Source organism: Paenibacillus mendelii (genome assembly GCF_024498075.1).
In the GTDB taxonomy this organism is placed as follows: domain Bacteria; phylum Bacillota; class Bacilli; order Paenibacillales; family Paenibacillaceae; genus Paenibacillus_Z; species Paenibacillus_Z mendelii.
This window is the reverse complement of the sequence record NZ_JANHOF010000002.1, coordinates 804,993-821,182: the sequence shown is the minus strand read 5'-3', so window position 1 is coordinate 821,182 and position 16,190 is coordinate 804,993. Positions and strand designations below refer to the sequence as shown.

The following is a 16,190-nucleotide window of genomic DNA, read 5'->3' as shown; positions in this document are numbered from 1 at the left end:
GTAGAGCAGAGGACTGAAAATCCTCGTGTCGGCGGTTCGATTCCGTCCCGAGCCACCATTTTTCAATTGAATATGCCGTTGTAGCTCAACTGGTAGAGCAACTGACTTGTAATCAGTAGGTTGGGGGTTCAAGTCCTCTCGACGGCACCATCCATGGAGGATTAGCGAAGTGGCCAAACGCAGCAGACTGTAAATCTGTTCTCTGACGAGTTCGGTGGTTCGAATCCATCATCCTCCACCAGTTTTTAGGGGCATAGTTTAAAGGTAGAACAGCGGTCTCCAAAACCGTTAGTGTGGGTTCAATTCCTGCTGCCCCTGCCAACCAGTTTCTTATGGCGGTCGTGGCGAAGTGGTTAACGCATCGGATTGTGATTCCGACATTCGGGGGTTCAATTCCCCTCGATCGCCCCATTAAGTATTGGGGATTAGCCAAGCGGTAAGGCAACGGACTTTGACTCCGTCATTCCCAGGTTCGATCCCTGGATCCCCAGCCATTTATTTGCGGAAGTGGCTCAGCGGTAGAGCATCGCCTTGCCAAGGCGAGGGTCGCGGGTTCGATTCCCGTCTTCCGCTCCATATTATATGGCGCCATAGCCAAGTGGTAAGGCAGAGCTCTGCAAAAGCTCTACCCCCAGTTCGAATCTGGGTGGCGCCTCCACAATTTATTTTTAAGTGCCCTTAGCTCAGCTGGATAGAGCGTTTGACTTCGAATCAAAAGGTCAGGAGTTCGAATCTCTTAGGGCACGCCAATATTCGATCGGTTCCGACGCTCGTGAATCGATTCAATAATAGCTTCACTATGCCGGTGTGGCGGAATGGCAGACGCGCGCGACTCAAAATCGTGAGGGAAACCGTGGAGGTTCGAGTCCTCTCACCGGCACCACAATTACTCCAATAATACGTTGATTGATCGCCGATTACACATTGTGTAATCGGCGTTTTGTGTTATAAGGGCGCTTCCTAGCAGGAGGCGCTTTTTTAAATGGACCTGTTGTATAATAGAATTCGTGACAGATATATTTGACACAAATATGTATTGATATATATAATAAAAAATAATTATATATAAAAAGAAAGATCTAACTAAGAAATAAGGGTGAATGAACATGCTAGGTTCCACGGATATGAAGGCTGCGGATAAACACAGCTTAAGTACGACGATTGTAGCGCTCATAAAACAGAAGATTGTTGCAGGCGAGTTGAATCCCGGGGACAGGATCGTGGAGACGCGATTGGCTCGTGAGCTTGAGATCAGCCAGACTCCGATTCGTGAAGCAATCCGCCAGTTAGCGGGTGAAGGTGTTGTAATCATTGTTCCTAATAAAGGACCGCTTGTCCGAACGTTCAGTGCCATGGATATTTTTGAAATCTATTCGTATCGCGCTGTATTGGAAGGAATGGCGATCCGGCTTGCTGTACAGAATGCTTCAATTAATGACATCCGTCATTTGGAGCAGTTTTATGAAGAAATGAAGAAGAGACTTTTGGATGATTCGATTCCTTCTTTGCAGCAGGATTCGGGGTACATTCACCATTACATCTTTAAATTGTCCAAACATTCGGTCCTGTTAAACATGTTCGAGTTCATCTCCTTCCGCGTCCAGTTGGTTAATCGGATCGTAGGTAAGAAATTCAGTAAGGAGAGGGAAGTCTCGGAGCATTGGGAGCTGATCGAGGCGCTGAAGCAAGGCGACCCCGATCATGCAGAACAAGTCATGAGAGAACATATTCATCGTTCATACCGGGAATTTGTTGATATTGGAATGTTTGACCGAACAGAGCTTGCCCAGAATGAATGGATTTAAGTGCATGGCCTTTATCACAGGAAGAGCTGTCCTATAGCAGAACATGGGACAGTTCTTTTTTACACCGACGTAAGTAATGAAGGAGCCGTGTGCGCCTAAGAATGGATGACGACTCGGTAGGCTGAACAACGGAACATGATTTATATTGACGTCATTTTACTAATTATATATAATTTTATAAACATCTATATTATTCAGTGGTTCAGAATGATAATATCTTTTTGTGTATCTGACTGACTGCCCAGGATCGGGATCTGAGTTGGAAACTTACGACCGATTGTCCGGATTTTCGAAGATAGTTAACCAACTGCTGAAAGGGCTGCGAAGTGAATTGCGGTTACCTGTTATCTCATGCTGACTTATTTTAATAATGGCTGGAGGATTAGGAATGAGCGAAGAGGTCATCAAGCACCCTGCATTGAAAATTTTGGAGGATCTTGTCTCCATTCAAAGCGTCAATCCGCATTATGGGAGCGGAGCATGCGGGGAGAGCGGCGTTGCCGACTATATCGAACGGCGGTTTCAAGGGACGAGCGTGCAGGTTACAAGGCAGCCTGTATTTCCCGGTCGAGACAATATTCTTCTTGAATTAAGAACGGGGAATCCGGACTCTACGCTGCTGTTTGAAACACATATGGATACGGTTTCAATTGGCTCTATGGCGGATGCGGTAACGCCTATTTATAGGGGAGATCGGCTCTATGCTCGGGGTGCCTGCGATGCGAAGGGATCTCTGGCCGGGATGATCTGGGCGTTTGAAGAATGTGCCAAGCATCCGGAGAAGTTACTATCTGATATCGTCCTATGCGCTGCTGTCGATGAAGAGCATGAATATAGGGGGTTGCGCACCTTCATGGAGCGGAATATGCCCGTGGCCGGCGCGGTTGTAGGCGAACCGACGGAGCTGGGAATCGTCGTTGCGCATAAGGGCTGTGCCAGATTCGCGGTAGAGACTCAGGGCAAGGCGGCGCACAGCTCCATGCCTGAGGAGGGCGACAGTGCGGTATATCAGATGATGCACGTCCTGCAATTTATCCGGGATGTCATAGAGCCGGAGCTTGCTACACACAGTCACCCGTTATGCGGTTCGCCAACTATTGTGGCCGGTACGATTACTGGAGGAACTCAAGTTAATATCGTTCCTGAGCGCTGCGAGATTGAATTGGACCGACGTATCATCCCCGGAGAGCTTCCGGAGGTCGCGATAGCGGATTTTGTAAAGAGGCTGCTGGAATACATTGATACGGAAGGACTGAAGGTGAACGTTTCTTTCCGGGAGCTCCTGCTCGATTGGTCACTGGAAACACCGCTTGATGCAGCAATCGTGGCACATGCACAGAAGGTTGCACAAACGCTCGATCTTAAGGATGAATTGATTGGAGTCACTTACGGAAGCGACGCGAGCAAGCTGCAGCGCAAAGGAATTCCTACAATTGTTTATGGTCCAGGATCGATCGCGCAGGCGCATTCCAAGGAAGAATGGGTATCCATACATGAGGTCGAGCGGGCCGCGCACTTTTATTATCAACTAGCTCTCAGTTTTCAACAGTCTTAGCTTTACTAGTCCGGTGAGGAGCCGGTTGCAGAGAGCGGCGGTCACATATAGGTTCGAATAAACCAGGACATCAATTGTAAGCGCTACATATCCAGTGGACGAAAGAAGGGATTTATCTGGTTATCGAATCATTGCTGTCGAAGCATAACTTTCACGGATTGGACAATTCCACTTGGCTGTACAATGGTGCGGAAACACCGCCACTCGTAGGAGCCGTTGAAGCGGTCAATGCGTATATGCGGAATCGCGAGGGCGGTCCTAAGGGACGTGAGATGAACAGCGAAGTAGAGCAGTCGCTGAGAGAGAATGCAGCACGCCTAATAAATGGAAGGGCACAGGATATCGCACTCGTATCGAATGCCTCTGAAGCGATCACATTGATCGTGCAGGCACTGCGCTTGCAGGCAGGAGATAATGTAATAATCAATACGCTCGAGTTCCCTTCCGGTGTATTGCCTTGGCTTCTTCTGAAGGAGCATGGCGTGGAGGTAAGGCTGGTTGAGCATACGGATTGGCAGGTTACCGTGGATGATATGATGGCCGTGGTCGACGAACGAACCAAATTGGTGATGGCCAGTCATGTCAGTTTTGTGAGCGGTGCCCGTCTAGATTATCAGGAGCTGTATAGACGGCTGCTCCAGACGAATGCGCTGCTCTTGCTGGATGTCACTCAATCGCTTGGTGCGGTACCCGTCGATTTGCAAGCGGCGGATATTATCGTATGCAGTTCTTATAAGTGGCTCATGTCGATTCATGGACTTGGCCTACTGGCACTTAATCCGGCTCGTACAGAAGGGCTATTGCCGGGATCAGCCGGTTGGCGGGGAGTAACGGATCTGTTCTATCCGGAGCGCTTCAGTACATTCGAATATTATCCGGACGCCCGCAGATTCGAGCTGGGTTATCCCAATTATGCGGCGATTTATACGATGGAATACTCGACGGGATTACTGCTGAAAATCGGAGTCGAGCAGATCGAAAGGCATATTTTGCAGCTGGGCGGATATATGATTCAGCGGCTCCAAGAGTCTGGCTATACAGTAATGACGCCTATTGAAGAGGGAAGCCGGGCGGGTAACATCAGTTTCGTCTGTGAGAATGGCGAAGAAACCGCGAATCGATTGCTACAGGAGCATAACGTCTACCTATGGGGCGGCGACGGCCGATTACGGGCATCTGTTCATCTGTTCAACGATTCTAACGACGTAGACAGCTTGATTAAGGTTCTTAGCCGCTCATAAGAAGAATATGGAGGTAAAGATAGTGGCTAAAGTGAAGGTTGCAGTAATCGGGCTTGGCAGTTGGGGAGAATGTCATGTGGAAGCATACCGATCGATTCCGAGCGTGGATGTTATTGCCATATGCGACACGAGAGAACAGCAATTGAAGGAAGTCGGTGACCGGTATGGAATCGAAGGACGATACACCGACAGCAGGGAATTATTGCAGCGTAGTGATATCGATTTAGTAAGCGTCGTTACATTCGAAGAGAATCATCTGGCATCAACGCTTCAAGCACTTGGCTCAGGGATGCACGTGCTTGTGGAAAAGCCGGTATCGACGAAGCTTCATGAGGCCGAAGCGATGCTGGAATCGGCTTCCCGACATAAGCGGCATGTCGTGCCGGGGCACTTGCTCCGGTTTGATCCCCGGTATGCGGAGATCCATCGGGCCATTCAAACCGGGCAAATTGGCCAGCCGCAGAGCATGTATTTTAAGAGAGCTCGGACAAAGGGCATGTTTGAGATCTATAACCGAACTCATACCGCATATTTATCGACCGTGCACGACCTGGACTTGGCGATCTGGTATGCTGCTAGCCGGGTGAAAACGGTCAAAGCGATTGGCAATTGGGTTACGGGTGCGGAATCTCCGGATATTCTGTGGGCTCTTCTCGAGTTTGAGAGCGGGGCGGTTGCTTGCTTCAACAGCAATTGGATGACACCGGATGAAGCCGGAATCGTGATGAACGACTCCATTGAAGTCATAGGCAGCCAGGGAACGGCACAATTCGACAACCGGAGCAGCGGATTGGAGCTTTGGAATCAAACCGGCAGACAAACGCCGGATCTGAATATCCATCGCGTGATGAATGGAAGCACGGCCGGCGCGCTACGAGATCAACTGCAATATCTATGCGAGTGCATTGGTACAGGAAGGGATCCTGTCTACACGTCATTCACCGATGCTATCCATGGCATTGAAGTGGCCAACGCGATTGTGCAGTCTGCTGCAACGGGGAAAGACATTGTACTTTAAGATCCATTTCAGCTCCTGTTCCATGGTTTCAAAGATTATATGTAATCATGAGGCTGCCATTCATAAGGAAAGAAGGGATTGGAATGGGAGAAATAGATGCAGCGGTTCCGGAACTGGATACGCCTGTAGTCGTCGTCGATCTTGACGTATTGGATCGTAACTTGCGGAGAACCGCAGAGCTGGCACGGAATGCGAACGTCAAGCTGCGTCCGCATTTCAAAACGCATAAGAGTGTCTGGATTGCCAAGGAGCAGATCAAATACGGGGCATGCGGACTAACGGTGGCTAAGCTCGGTGAAGCGGAGGTCCTTGTGGACGCAGGCATTGAAGATATTCTTGTCGCATACCCGATTGTAGGGAAGCTGAAGCTGGCTCGGCTTGCGAAGCTGCTCGAACGCGCCCGTGTGATCGTCGGCATTGATAATTTACCCTGCGCCGAAGGGTTATCAGAGCTCGGGCAGTCTCTGAACAAGCGAATTGAGCTGTATGTAGACGTTAATACAGGGTTAAACCGATGCGGGAAGGAACCTGGTGAAGAGACGGCAGCGCTCGTGAAGGAAATCGCCAAGCTGCCGGGCGTGGAAGTGATCGGCCTGATGACTCACGGAGGTTATGCCTACGGCCAGACAACGCTAGAGGGGTTAAGAGCGGCTGCCAGGCAGGAAGCGGAAGGACTTATCCTAACCAAACGGCTGCTGGAGAAAGCGGGTATAGAGATTCGGGAAATCAGCGTTGGCTCTACTCCGACATCCAAGTTTATCGAGGAGTTAGACGGTGTGACCGAGATTCGTCCGGGCGCCTATGTATTCGGGGATATAAGCCAGCTGGCAATCGGTGTGATATCGCCGGAGGAATGCGCGATGCACGTGCTTACAACGGTTGTGAGCGCCCCGCGGAAGGGCGCGATTATTGTCGATGCAGGCTCCAAAACGTTATCGAGCGATGCAAGCCCGCATTGGCCCGGCTTCGGGACGCAGAAAGACAATCGCGATGTATATGTTGAACGGCTGAGTGAAGAGCATGCCAATGTTCGCGTACCGGACGGCTATAACTTCCAGGTGGGAGAACGAATCAAGCTGCTTCCGAACCACTGCTGCGCCGTTACGAACTTACATGATCGTCTGCAGGGCATGCGGGGCGACAACCCGGAGAGATTGATCGCCGTGGATGCAAGAGGGCAAATTCGTTAATGTTCAGGTGAACATCCAACAAAACACACAACCCATTTTGAAAGGTGAGGATATTCGATGTCAAAAGCTATCCAAGTTGCTAAAGCTCCACAGTTTCCGCTTCCGTTCTCTCATGCCATCCGTTCGGGGGATTTCGTCTACGTATCGGGACAAGTAGGTGTTGATCCGTCAACAAGGGAAGTCGTAGGGGAGACGATCGAGGAGCAAACGAAGCAATGTCTGCGCAATATTGAAATTGTTCTGGAAGCGGAAGGCTTGACCTTGGACCACGTCGTTAAAGTAAATGCGTTCGTGCGACCGGATAGCTTCCCAGGCTATAACGCTGCATATCGGGAGTCGTTCAAGGAGCCGTTTCCTGCAAGAACGAGCGTACCTTGCGATCTGGGAGCTTACTTGGTAGAAATTGATGTTGTTGCATACAGCAAGTCGACAAGAGGCAACTAAATACCTGGCGCAAGGAGGTAGGCAGGCATGGATCGTGTGAAGCTGACCGAAATGATCAAGCAGTGGGTAGCAGAACACCGGGAAGAAGCGGAGCATCTGGCTTCGCAGCTGGTACGCATTCCCAGTGTGAATCATCCGCCTAACGGGAACGAAGCGGAGTACCAACGTTTTTTTGCGGAATGGATGGCCGGAGAAGGTGCGAATGTAGACAGCTACGAGCTTCATGAGGTGCCCGGTTTGACAGAGCATCCTGCCTATATGAATACGCGCAACTACGAAGGCAGGCCGAACGTTGTGGGGCGATTCTTCGGCGGCAAGGGGAAATCGCTTATGTTCTCGGGCCATGCAGATGTCGTGTATGAGGGGACGGAGGCATGGACGCATTCGCCCTTCTCCGGAGTAGTAGAAAACGGAAAGCTGTATGGGCGCGGCTCCTATGATATGAAAGGCGGCATGGCGGCCGCATTGATGGCCATCAAATGTCTGAAGGAGCTCGGCATTGATGTCGCAGGCGAAGTTTATGTGGAGAGTGTCGTCGACGAAGAGCATGGCGGCGCAAACGGTACGTTAGCCGGCCGGCTTCGCGGGCCTCATGCCGATATGGCGATAATACCAGAACCGTCAAACTTGGTTCTGTATCCCGCTCATCTGGGCGGCGGAATTTGGAAGGCAATCTTCGAGGGGAAGAGCGGGATTGGATTTGCCGGCGAAGAGCTGATCAGCGCGTTGGAAGCAACGGTAGAGTTCGCAAACTTGCTCCTCGCTTTTAACGCCCACCGCAAAGAGCGGCTCGAAGTTCCGCATTGGTGGCAGGGGCGAAGGCTTGCCGACACCTCTCTCCTTACGATCTACTCCGGCGATTCGACGAGAGAGCTGCAGGAGAAGCTTCCAGCCTCCGGCGAGTTGAACTTCTGGATCGAAGGTTATCCGGGCATGACGGGTGAAAGCATCATGCAGGAGCTTCATGATTACCTTGCTGCGAACAAGGATCATTATCCGAGGTTGAAGCAGTGCCCTCCGGTCATCCGTCCGCTCATCCGCTACTTGAGCGCTAGTGAGATGAAGCTGGATGAGATGGGAAATTCCTTCCTACAAACGGTTATGAATTGCGGCTCGAATGTGCTGACGCAGTCTTTGGAGCCCCCGCAGGGATCTCCTTTCGCGTGCGATGGTTTCATGTTCAATTTATACAGCGATACCCCGGCATTGGTTCTTGGACCTAGCGGCGGGAACGCGCATGCAGCTGATGAGTTTCTTGATCTTGCAGGTTATGAACAGCTTATTCGCTGGTACGCGGAAATTATCGTGGACTGGTGCGGCGTCGAAGAAGCGAAGGGATGAGGATCTATGAACAGCGCGAAGAAATTAAAAATAGCGGTAGCCGGCATTCTGCATGAGACGAATTCATTCGCACCCGGGAAGACGGGAACGAATGAGTTTATGGATAAGGAATGGGCTTCGGATGCTGAAATCTTTCATAACTATTATGAGCATACGCGCACGTCTATGGGCGGCATCATCGATGCGGTCCGGGATTCCGGAGCAGAGCTTGCATGCGGGCTGTATACGGGTGCAACGCCAAGCGGAATGGTGACAGCCGATGCGGCAGACTTCATGATGGACACGCTCGTTGCTTCGCTGGACAAGGCGGCCGATGGCATCGTGCTAGTCCTGCACGGTGCGATGGTCGCAGACGGATATCCAGACATGGAGGGCGAGATCCTTCGTCGTGTACGTCATGCGGTCGGACCGGATAAGCCGATTGCAATGACGCTCGATCTGCACGCGAATGTGAGCGCCGAGATGGTCGGCTATGCCGATGTAATCGTGGGGTATGATACATACCCGCATGTGGATATGTATGAGCGGGCTGTTGAAGCGGTCGGCTTATTAATAAGGACAATCCATAAGGAAGTAGTTCCCGTTCGGGTATTGGCGCATCCGAAGATGCTGATCGTTCCCCAAGTGATGGTGACGGAAACGGATGGGCCGTTCCGGGAGCTGATGGAACTGGCATTCGCGATCGAAGCGGATCCTGGCGTATTGAATGTAACTGTAATCGGCGGGTTTCCTTACAGCGACGTCCCCGATGCGGGGGTCGCCTTCATCGTGACGACGGACGGAGATCGCAAGCTTGCCGAGAAATATGCAGAACAGCTGCGAACAGCTGCTTGGGAGCGGCGGGATCGTTTTGTATTGAACGATATTCCACCGGCTGAAGCTGTGAAGCTTGCATTTGCGGAGCAGGAGGGACCTGTCGTTCTGGTAGAAGGCTCTGACAATGTAGGGGGCGGCAGCCCAGCCGATGCTACTCATGTGTTGAAGCACTTGATCGACGCACCGAAGAGGAGTCTCATTGTAATACGCGATAAAGAAGCAGTTGCCCTTGCTCATGAGTTAGGTGTTGGCGCATTGTTCTCAGCGCCGATTGGCGGAAAATCGGATAAGCTTCACGGGGAACCCGTACCGGTCAGCGGCAAGATCAGACTGCTGTCTGATGGTTTATATACGCATATCGGCGCTTATATGACAGGCCAGCGCGCAGACATGGGGTTAACGGCTGTCATCGAATCGGGCAATCTGACTATCGTGCTGACCGAGAAGCGGACGGCTCCCTGGGACCCCGGCCACGTTGTATCGCTTGGCATTCGAGCAGAGACGTATCATGTAATTGTCGTAAAAGCGGCTATCGCGTGGCGGACATCCTTCGGCTCGATCTGCAAACGGATCATACCTGTCGATTCGCCAGGTTGTACCGGTTCAAGCATAGCCGACTTCGCCTATGAAAAGGTGAAAAGACCGATTTACCCTCTCGATGCCGAAGGTTGAACAATCGCTGAGCCAACATGGCGGTATTTTCTTCATCATTACCGGTGCATTATATGAGGTGTCTTATTTGCGGCAGAACGATCATGAGTGCGTCATAAGGAGGATTCGCATATGCGGTTGAAGGATAAAGTTGCGGTCATTACCGGAGGCTCGTTAGGTATTGGGCTTGCAGTGGCCGACCGATTTGCCAGAGAGGGCGCCATCGTCATTATTTCCGGGCGCGGCCAGCAGGCGCTGGACGAAGCCGAGGCTCATATCACGGGTCAAGGCGGGCGCATTCGAACCATGAAGGTGGATGTGCAATACAAACAGCAGGTGGACCAGATGATCGATGACATTATCGCGGAGTTCGGCAGGATTGATATTGTCGTCAATAATGCGGGAATTTGCAGTCCGGCCCCATTCTTGGAAATTACCGAGGAAGACTGGGAACGACATATGGCCATTAATTTGAAAGGCACCTTCCTTGTGTCGCAGCGCGCTGCTCAAGAAATGGTCAAGACAGGCATCCATGGAGCATTCGTTCATATGTCCAGCGTGAATGGGCTTGCCGGAGAGATGGATCAGGCTCATTATAATTCGAGCAAGGGCGGATTGAATCTCCTTGCGATGTCGATGGCTGTGGAGCTTGCCCAATATGGCATTCGCGTCAATTCATTATGCCCTGGATTTATCGCGACACGGTTAACCCAGCCGCTTATTGATCAACCTCAAGCGATCGAGGCTTATTTAAAGACGATCCCGATGGGACGGGTTGGACAACCTGAGGACATTGCAGACGCAGCGCTGTTTCTGGCGGGCGATGAAGCCAAGTATGTCACCGGCCATTGCCTAGTCGTCGATGGCGGACAGTTGATCAAGCTCTCATAAGATCATAAGATGATGAAGCCGCCCTATAAAGTTCGGCAAAAGCTATCCCTGTGGGATGGCTTTTTATATTATAATCAGGTGTGTATGGTTGATCATGACGTCCGTGTGAGATAGGGTATCCGAAACGGTAAGATGTCATGCGGATGAGAGATGAGGAATCGTCGCATTTGGACGTATAGAGGGCACTTTACTATAGGGGTTACAGCTGTCAGTCCGCGGGTGGGCCGCATACTAGACCGAGGTCTAGGTGAGAAAACCGTCGCGGGTCCGTTTTGAAACTTCTTGAAAAGACCTACAATAAGTACATAAGCAAGAGATAATAACTTGCAGCACGGAAGCGCAACAAAGTGGTTAACGAGAAAGACATGGAAAGGCGGTGACTTAACTATGAACGGTAAATCAGCTCTTGGTGCAATTCTAGTAGTCTTAGGCGGTCTGATGGTGTTGAAATTCCTCGGTATCAGCCTTGGCTGGATCATCGGATTGTTGATGCCCTTCATCCTCATCGGTCTCGGTGTGGTTGGGCTAAAGAACAACAGCAAGCTAATCGGCGGAATTCTGATTGTTATCGGTGCGTTTATGCTCCTTCCGAAGGTAGCAGGACTTGTAACTCTGTTGGTTGCGATCGGCGTGATCGTATGGGGAGTTTCGATGTTCAAACGCGAGAAGCGTGTCTAATATACACATAAGGAAAGCAGATTAGGTGAAGGAGGATATGCCATGAGCATTATTCGTCGGGTCCGCGACATTACGGTCGCAACGTTAAACGAGCGGCTGGAGAAAGCGGAAGATCCCGTGAAACTGATAGATCAATTCTTATGGTCAACGAGAGAAGACATAATCGGGGCTGAAAAGCTGTATCAGCAGTACTCCGCACACGGTAACCATTTGAAAGTACAGTGGCTTCAGGCTGATCAGATGAAAGAAAAGCGAGAGCAGCAGGCACTGACGGCATTGAAAGCCGGAGAAGAGCATATGGCGCGAATCGCACTGCATGAAAAGACGGCGAGCGAGGAGCGGGCCTTACAGTACCGTGAGCTGTATGAACAAACGCGTCAAAACGTTGTCGAACTGGAAGAGCATCTGCGGGAGCTGCGCAGCGAGTATCAAGCCGTGTACGATAAGCGTGAATACTACTCGGCTCGTATGGAATCGCTTCGACTGCAGCAGCGCATGAATGCCAGATATGCGAATAACGGCGTAGGCGGATCTGAAGCCAACCAGCCGTCGGGCATGTTCCGTCGTCTGGAAGACCGGATTAGCGATATGGAGCATGAAGCCAAGAGCTTGAGGGACCTTCGCCGCAGCGGTCAAGAATTTCTTGCCGATGCCGGAGCAACCGTGCAATCCGTAATCGAACGCGAAATGGAACAACTGAAACGTAAACTTCAGCAGGAAGGATGGAAAACGCCATGAAGAAGCTGTATCGGTCGCGCCGCGACAAGAAATTGTTTGGCCTTTGCGGCGGCGTCGCCGAAATGCTGAATGTCGATGCGACGCTGCTGCGGATTCTTCTGATCGTCTTGACCGTCTTCACTAGCGGAGCTATGATTCTCGTCTATATACTTGCAGGCCTTGTCGTGCCGAAGGAACCGCCGGTTTACAACGGTTTTGGACCGGGCGGATACGGCGGTTATAACGGCGGCGGATATAGTGGAGGATATGGTACGCCTCCAAGCAGCGGTCAAGGGTTTGGCGGTCCATACACCAATACGCCACCGCAGCCAGGTCCTACGGGGAGCTTCACGAACTGGCAGCAAACGCAAGGTCAGGCTCAGGGGCAGCCAGCCTCGAACCTGGATGCAATGATGGATGATCTGGAGAAGAAAGCACTGCGCAAGGAAATTGAAGAGCTTCGTGCGAAACTATCTAAGCAAGAGAAAGGGGACGTTTAACTATGAATATTTTCAAACGAATGAAAGATATGACGAAGGCTTCGGTACATGAAGTGCTCGACAAGATGGAAGATCCGGTCGTTATGCTGAATCAATACCTGCGTGATATGGAGGGCGAAATCCATACCGCAGAAGTAACGGTTGCCAAGCAAATGGCGAATGAGCGCCGGATGAAGCAGCGTCTGGAAGAGACGACCCGCAACGCTGCGGATCGCGAAGCAAAAGCAGAAACGGCAATTCGTTCCGGTCAAGATGAGCTTGCCCGCAAGCTGCTTGAGGAGAAGATTTACTTTGACCAGAAGACAGCGGAATATACGGAGCTTCACGGTCAAGCGCAAGCACAAGCGGAAGAGCTGATGCAGCAGCTGCATGGTATGAAGGATGAATTCTACCAGCTGCGCAACAAGCGTAACGATCTGGCCGCACGTGCCCAAATGGCCAAAGCAAAGAAACAAATGGCGCAGGTAACGTCGGTTCATTCCATCGAGAGCGGCAACGCTTCGCGAGGTTTCGGCCGCATGGAAGAGAAAATCATGCAGATGGAAGCAGAAGCGGATGTCATGCGTGCACCATACACATCCTATAACTCGCCAGCTTCGATCGGCTCTGTCGATCCGTCGAAACAGCTGAAGGTGGAAGAACAGCTTCAAGCACTCAAGCAAAAGCTGAACCCTCCAGCAGCGGAGTAATACGGACTGTAAAGGAATCACCGATCGGTAATAACCCGACGATAGCGAATAGAGTTAAGCCAGCAGGCGTTTCCAACGCCTGCCTCTGGCTGTTTATAGACATACATAGATGAGAGGGGTGTGCAATAATGTCGAATGGATCATCTTCGGAGCGGGCGTCGGGAGAGCAGCGTCCGGAATCCGAAGCAGCTTCTGGAACGGGCATGTCGCAGAAGACAGCGGGAGCGCAGAAACGCACTGATGACACGCTGCCGCCTCTTCCGATTTACCCGTCCGGACAAGGTGGTCCTAAGCGTGAGCAAACCAAACGAGGTAACGCGGTAGAAACGGTCATTTGGCTGCTCGTTATTCTTGGGCTGCTCGTTCTGGTTATGCAGAGTACAGGCTACATTAAGCTCTTTGCCCTGCAAAGCAAAGCGGCTGCGATTGGGCTCACGGTTATTGCGGGTGCGCTTGCGGTAGCGGCCGCATATAGTTACTTACAGGGGATTAAGCTTCGTGCGGCGATCATGCGGCTGACCGAACAGCAGCGGCGGAACAAGCAGCGTGTTACCCTCCCGCCCACGGATGGGGAGCTGGAACAGGCGGACGATAAGGAAGTGGATGTACGTACGGAGCAGGTCCGTTTCTCGGCCGTGATCGAGGAGCGCCAGCGTCTTGCTCGGGAGCTGCATGATGCGGTCAGTCAGCAGCTGTTTGCCATCTCAATGACGGCGACGGCCGTCAGCCGTACGCTGGAGAAGGACTGGGAGCGTGCGAAGCGTCAAGTTCAGCTCATAGAAGAGATGGCTTCAGTAGCCCAGTCGGAGATGCGAGCCCTGCTGCTGCATTTGCGTCCGGTGCATCTGGATGGTAAAAACCTGGCTCAAGCCTTGCGGAGCTTGGTTGATGAATTGAAGCTGAAGGTACCGATGCAAATTACGCTTGAAGTGGATGAAACCATCAATATTGCCGCGGAAGCAGAGGATCATCTGTTCCGCATTGCTCAAGAAGCCTTGTCCAATTCGCTGCGGCATTCGAAAGCCGACCATCTGGATATTTTTCTCCAGCGTCACGGCGGCAATGCACGGCTTACGATCCGGGACAACGGCTCCGGCTTCGATTTGGAAGCCAAGAAACAGACCTCATATGGACTTCTTACGATGGATGAACGTGTTAATGTGCTAGGTGGTACAATGAAGCTGATTACTTCACCGGGGCAAGGTGTTATCATTGATATATGGATACCTTTAGTAAGTCATGAAGGGAGGGACTTCGGTCCGAATGGAGGCGATAGAGCGGATGGAAACAATCGAACAACCTATTAAAGTGCTGCTCGTAGACGATCATGAAATGGTTCGAATCGGCCTGGCGGCCGTGCTCAATACAGAAGACGGTATTGAGGTAGTTGGTGAAGCGAGCAATGGGATGGAAGGCATCCGGCTTGCGAATGCCTATAGACCGGATGTGGTCCTGATGGACTTAGTCATGGAAGGAATGGACGGCGTCGAGACCACGCAAAAGCTGCTCGAGCTCTATCCGGATTGCAAAGTCATCGTACTGACCAGTTACTTGGACGATAGCAAGATGTATCCCGTCATCGAAGCAGGCGCATTCAGCTATCTGTTGAAAACATCCCGTGCGACGGAAATCGCCGATGCGATCCGCGCGGCGGCTCGGGGGCAATCGGTGCTGGAGTCGCAGGTGGCCATGAAGATGATGAATCGATTCCGCCAGCCGAAGACGGAGCGTAAAGCCGCGCCGCACGAGCAGCTGACGGAGCGGGAGATGGATGTGCTTATGCTGGTTTCACGCGGACTGTCCAATCAGGAGATCGCAGAGGAATTATTCATCGGAATTAAAACAGTCAAATTCCACGTGACGAACATATTTGCGAAGCTTGGCGTAGATGACCGTACGCAAGCCGCCATTTACGCGCACAAGCACGGGATTGCCGAATAAGCATTCTTCGCCAATTTTTCAGCAATTGGGACACCATAATAAGAAGCCGTTCCGTATCGATTATAACGGAACGGCTTTTCGATGTTTATGCAGATGATTGAATACGAAGGCAGCGACTCCTTCAATATCATGGATATCATAAAGGGGCATGCTGCCTTGTGATCCATTCTCGTTCAAGAAAGCCTGATCGCCTGTTCGCAGGAGCCCGGCTGCATGACTCGCTTCCGGCCAGACGATTGCGGCTAAAGGCGAGGTCAGTTCGTGAAGCATGGAGGTGTCGTCCTCGCTGCGGATGAGAACAAGCTTGGGATAGCGCTCGTGTTTAAAGCCTTCGACTAGTATAATATCCACATCGTTCATGTAACCGAGCAGATCATTCAACGGTTGTGGGTGGTTTCGTATCATGGCACTGCGCGTGGATGAGCTAATAGCGGTAATATCGGCACCAGCCTCTTGATGTTTCCAAGTGTCCGTTTCCGGAGTATCCATTGTAAAGTCATGCGCATCATGTTTGACGGTACCCACGGAGAAGCCGGCGGCCTTCAGCCGCTTCGTTAAATGAACAATGAGCGTCGTTTTCCCACGATTCTTATATCCGACGATTTGCAGTATGTACGGTCCTGCTATTCTTGTCATCCCTGCAGCCCCTTCATGGCCCTGTTTGTTAACCATAACGAAAATAAAAGTTTACTCATGCAAATTTCGATAAGACC

Annotated in this window: 16 protein-coding genes and 9 tRNA genes; 24 read left to right on the top strand and 1 reads right to left on the bottom strand. The window is 51.4% G+C overall.

Translation table 11 applies throughout. From position 1 onward, the window contains the following. Positions 1–74: 74 nt before the first annotated feature. The 24 genes from NNL21_RS10970 to NNL21_RS10855 all read left to right on the top strand — a co-directional run bounded on the left by NNL21_RS10970 (position 75) and on the right by NNL21_RS10855 (position 15,477). Positions 75–150: transfer RNA gene (locus NNL21_RS10970), tRNA-Thr, on the top strand. A 5-nt stretch (positions 151–155) separates the two neighbouring features. Then, positions 156–241, top strand: a tRNA-Tyr gene (locus NNL21_RS10965). Positions 242–247: 6 nt separating this feature from the next. Beyond that, a tRNA-Trp gene (locus tag NNL21_RS10960) sits at positions 248–321 on the top strand. Between the two features lie 14 nt (positions 322–335). After that, positions 336–411, top strand: a tRNA-His gene (locus tag NNL21_RS10955). An 8-nt stretch (positions 412–419) separates the two neighbouring features. Further along, positions 420–494: transfer RNA gene (locus tag NNL21_RS10950), tRNA-Gln, on the top strand. 7 nt (positions 495–501) lie between these two features. Further along, positions 502–576: transfer RNA gene (locus NNL21_RS10945), tRNA-Gly, on the top strand. An 8-nt stretch (positions 577–584) separates the two neighbouring features. Further along, positions 585–658 (top strand) — tRNA-Cys (locus tag NNL21_RS10940). Positions 659–672: 14 nt separating this feature from the next. Next, positions 673–749, top strand: a tRNA-Arg gene (locus NNL21_RS10935). Positions 750–801: 52 nt separating this feature from the next. Then, positions 802–883: transfer RNA gene (locus NNL21_RS10930), tRNA-Leu, on the top strand. A gap of 223 nt (positions 884–1,106) precedes the next feature. Next, positions 1,107–1,805 carry a GntR family transcriptional regulator gene (locus NNL21_RS10925; RefSeq protein ID WP_204816836.1) on the top strand — a complete coding sequence of 233 codons (699 nt, stop codon included), beginning with the start codon at positions 1,107–1,109 and terminating at the stop codon, positions 1,803–1,805. Between the two features lie 388 nt (positions 1,806–2,193). Further along, entirely contained in the window at positions 2,194–3,360 is a 1,167-nt protein-coding gene (locus NNL21_RS10920) for a M20 family metallopeptidase (RefSeq protein WP_204816838.1), read from the top strand. Between the two features lie 131 nt (positions 3,361–3,491). Continuing rightward, positions 3,492–4,601 carry an aminotransferase class V-fold PLP-dependent enzyme gene (locus NNL21_RS10915; RefSeq protein ID WP_204816840.1) on the top strand — a complete coding sequence of 370 codons (1,110 nt, stop codon included), beginning with the start codon at positions 3,492–3,494 and terminating at the stop codon, positions 4,599–4,601. A gap of 22 nt (positions 4,602–4,623) precedes the next feature. Further along, the gene (locus NNL21_RS10910) at positions 4,624–5,619 is read left to right on the top strand and encodes a Gfo/Idh/MocA family protein (protein ID WP_204816842.1); all 996 of its coding nucleotides are present in this window, start codon (positions 4,624–4,626) and stop codon (positions 5,617–5,619) included. Positions 5,620–5,702: 83 nt separating this feature from the next. After that, the gene (locus NNL21_RS10905) at positions 5,703–6,809 is read left to right on the top strand and encodes an alanine racemase (protein WP_204816844.1); all 1,107 of its coding nucleotides are present in this window, start codon (positions 5,703–5,705) and stop codon (positions 6,807–6,809) included. A gap of 57 nt (positions 6,810–6,866) precedes the next feature. Beyond that, positions 6,867–7,253: a RidA family protein gene (locus NNL21_RS10900; protein ID WP_204816846.1), complete on the top strand. Its 387-nt coding sequence runs from the start codon at positions 6,867–6,869 to the stop codon at positions 7,251–7,253. Positions 7,254–7,280: 27 nt separating this feature from the next. After that, complete coding sequence (locus tag NNL21_RS10895; RefSeq protein ID WP_204816848.1) at positions 7,281–8,594, top strand: M20/M25/M40 family metallo-hydrolase; 1,314 nt, start codon at positions 7,281–7,283, stop codon at positions 8,592–8,594. Between the two features lie 6 nt (positions 8,595–8,600). Further along, entirely contained in the window at positions 8,601–10,082 is a 1,482-nt protein-coding gene (locus tag NNL21_RS10890; RefSeq protein ID WP_204816850.1) for a M81 family metallopeptidase, read from the top strand. Between the two features lie 111 nt (positions 10,083–10,193). Beyond that, positions 10,194–10,952 carry an SDR family NAD(P)-dependent oxidoreductase gene (locus tag NNL21_RS10885; protein ID WP_204816852.1) on the top strand — a complete coding sequence of 253 codons (759 nt, stop codon included), beginning with the start codon at positions 10,194–10,196 and terminating at the stop codon, positions 10,950–10,952. Positions 10,953–11,339: 387 nt separating this feature from the next. Further along, positions 11,340–11,630: a LiaF transmembrane domain-containing protein gene (locus NNL21_RS10880; protein ID WP_204816853.1), complete on the top strand. Its 291-nt coding sequence runs from the start codon at positions 11,340–11,342 to the stop codon at positions 11,628–11,630. Positions 11,631–11,672: 42 nt separating this feature from the next. Then, positions 11,673–12,368 (top strand): PspA/IM30 family protein, encoded by a 696-nt coding sequence (locus tag NNL21_RS10875; protein WP_204816854.1) that lies wholly within the window; start codon positions 11,673–11,675, stop codon positions 12,366–12,368. Then, entirely contained in the window at positions 12,365–12,847 is a 483-nt protein-coding gene (locus NNL21_RS10870; protein WP_204816855.1) for a PspC domain-containing protein, read from the top strand. Before NNL21_RS10875 ends, NNL21_RS10870 begins: the two co-directional genes overlap by 4 nt. A 2-nt stretch (positions 12,848–12,849) precedes the next feature. After that, positions 12,850–13,536, top strand: a complete 687-nt coding sequence (locus tag NNL21_RS10865; RefSeq protein WP_204816856.1) for a PspA/IM30 family protein — start codon at positions 12,850–12,852, stop codon at positions 13,534–13,536. A 128-nt stretch (positions 13,537–13,664) separates the two neighbouring features. Continuing rightward, complete coding sequence (locus NNL21_RS10860) at positions 13,665–14,843, top strand: sensor histidine kinase (RefSeq protein ID WP_256555160.1); 1,179 nt, start codon at positions 13,665–13,667, stop codon at positions 14,841–14,843. Next, positions 14,818–15,477 carry a response regulator transcription factor gene (locus NNL21_RS10855; protein WP_204816857.1) on the top strand — a complete coding sequence of 220 codons (660 nt, stop codon included), beginning with the start codon at positions 14,818–14,820 and terminating at the stop codon, positions 15,475–15,477. Before NNL21_RS10860 ends, NNL21_RS10855 begins: the two co-directional genes overlap by 26 nt. A 60-nt stretch (positions 15,478–15,537) precedes the next feature. Here the strand turns inward: NNL21_RS10855 and mobB are convergent, their stop codons facing one another. After that, positions 15,538–16,113 carry a molybdopterin-guanine dinucleotide biosynthesis protein B gene (mobB, locus tag NNL21_RS10850; protein WP_204816858.1) on the bottom strand — a complete coding sequence of 192 codons (576 nt, stop codon included), beginning with the start codon at positions 16,111–16,113 and terminating at the stop codon, positions 15,538–15,540. Positions 16,114–16,190 lie beyond the last annotated feature (77 nt).

Excerpts from the sequence above, each read along its gene's own strand:
- mobB (WP_204816858.1), bottom strand. The coding sequence starts at position 16,113 with ATGACAAGAATAGCAGGACCGTACATACTGCAAATCGTCGGATATAAG.
- NNL21_RS10860 (WP_256555160.1), top strand. The coding sequence starts at position 13,665 with ATGTCGAATGGATCATCTTCGGAGCGGGCGTCGGGAGAGCAGCGTCCG.
- NNL21_RS10895 (WP_204816848.1), top strand. The coding sequence starts at position 7,281 with ATGGATCGTGTGAAGCTGACCGAAATGATCAAGCAGTGGGTAGCAGAA.
- NNL21_RS10865 (WP_204816856.1), top strand. The coding sequence starts at position 12,850 with ATGAATATTTTCAAACGAATGAAAGATATGACGAAGGCTTCGGTACAT.
- NNL21_RS10925 (WP_204816836.1), top strand. The coding sequence starts at position 1,107 with ATGCTAGGTTCCACGGATATGAAGGCTGCGGATAAACACAGCTTAAGT.
- NNL21_RS10905 (WP_204816844.1), top strand. The coding sequence starts at position 5,703 with ATGGGAGAAATAGATGCAGCGGTTCCGGAACTGGATACGCCTGTAGTC.
- NNL21_RS10885 (WP_204816852.1), top strand. The coding sequence starts at position 10,194 with ATGCGGTTGAAGGATAAAGTTGCGGTCATTACCGGAGGCTCGTTAGGT.
- NNL21_RS10870 (WP_204816855.1), top strand. The coding sequence starts at position 12,365 with ATGAAGAAGCTGTATCGGTCGCGCCGCGACAAGAAATTGTTTGGCCTT.
- NNL21_RS10855 (WP_204816857.1), top strand. The coding sequence starts at position 14,818 with ATGGAAACAATCGAACAACCTATTAAAGTGCTGCTCGTAGACGATCAT.
- NNL21_RS10880 (WP_204816853.1), top strand. The coding sequence starts at position 11,340 with ATGAACGGTAAATCAGCTCTTGGTGCAATTCTAGTAGTCTTAGGCGGT.
- NNL21_RS10900 (WP_204816846.1), top strand. The coding sequence starts at position 6,867 with ATGTCAAAAGCTATCCAAGTTGCTAAAGCTCCACAGTTTCCGCTTCCG.
- NNL21_RS10920 (WP_204816838.1), top strand. The coding sequence starts at position 2,194 with ATGAGCGAAGAGGTCATCAAGCACCCTGCATTGAAAATTTTGGAGGAT.
- NNL21_RS10890 (WP_204816850.1), top strand. The coding sequence starts at position 8,601 with ATGAACAGCGCGAAGAAATTAAAAATAGCGGTAGCCGGCATTCTGCAT.
- NNL21_RS10875 (WP_204816854.1), top strand. The coding sequence starts at position 11,673 with ATGAGCATTATTCGTCGGGTCCGCGACATTACGGTCGCAACGTTAAAC.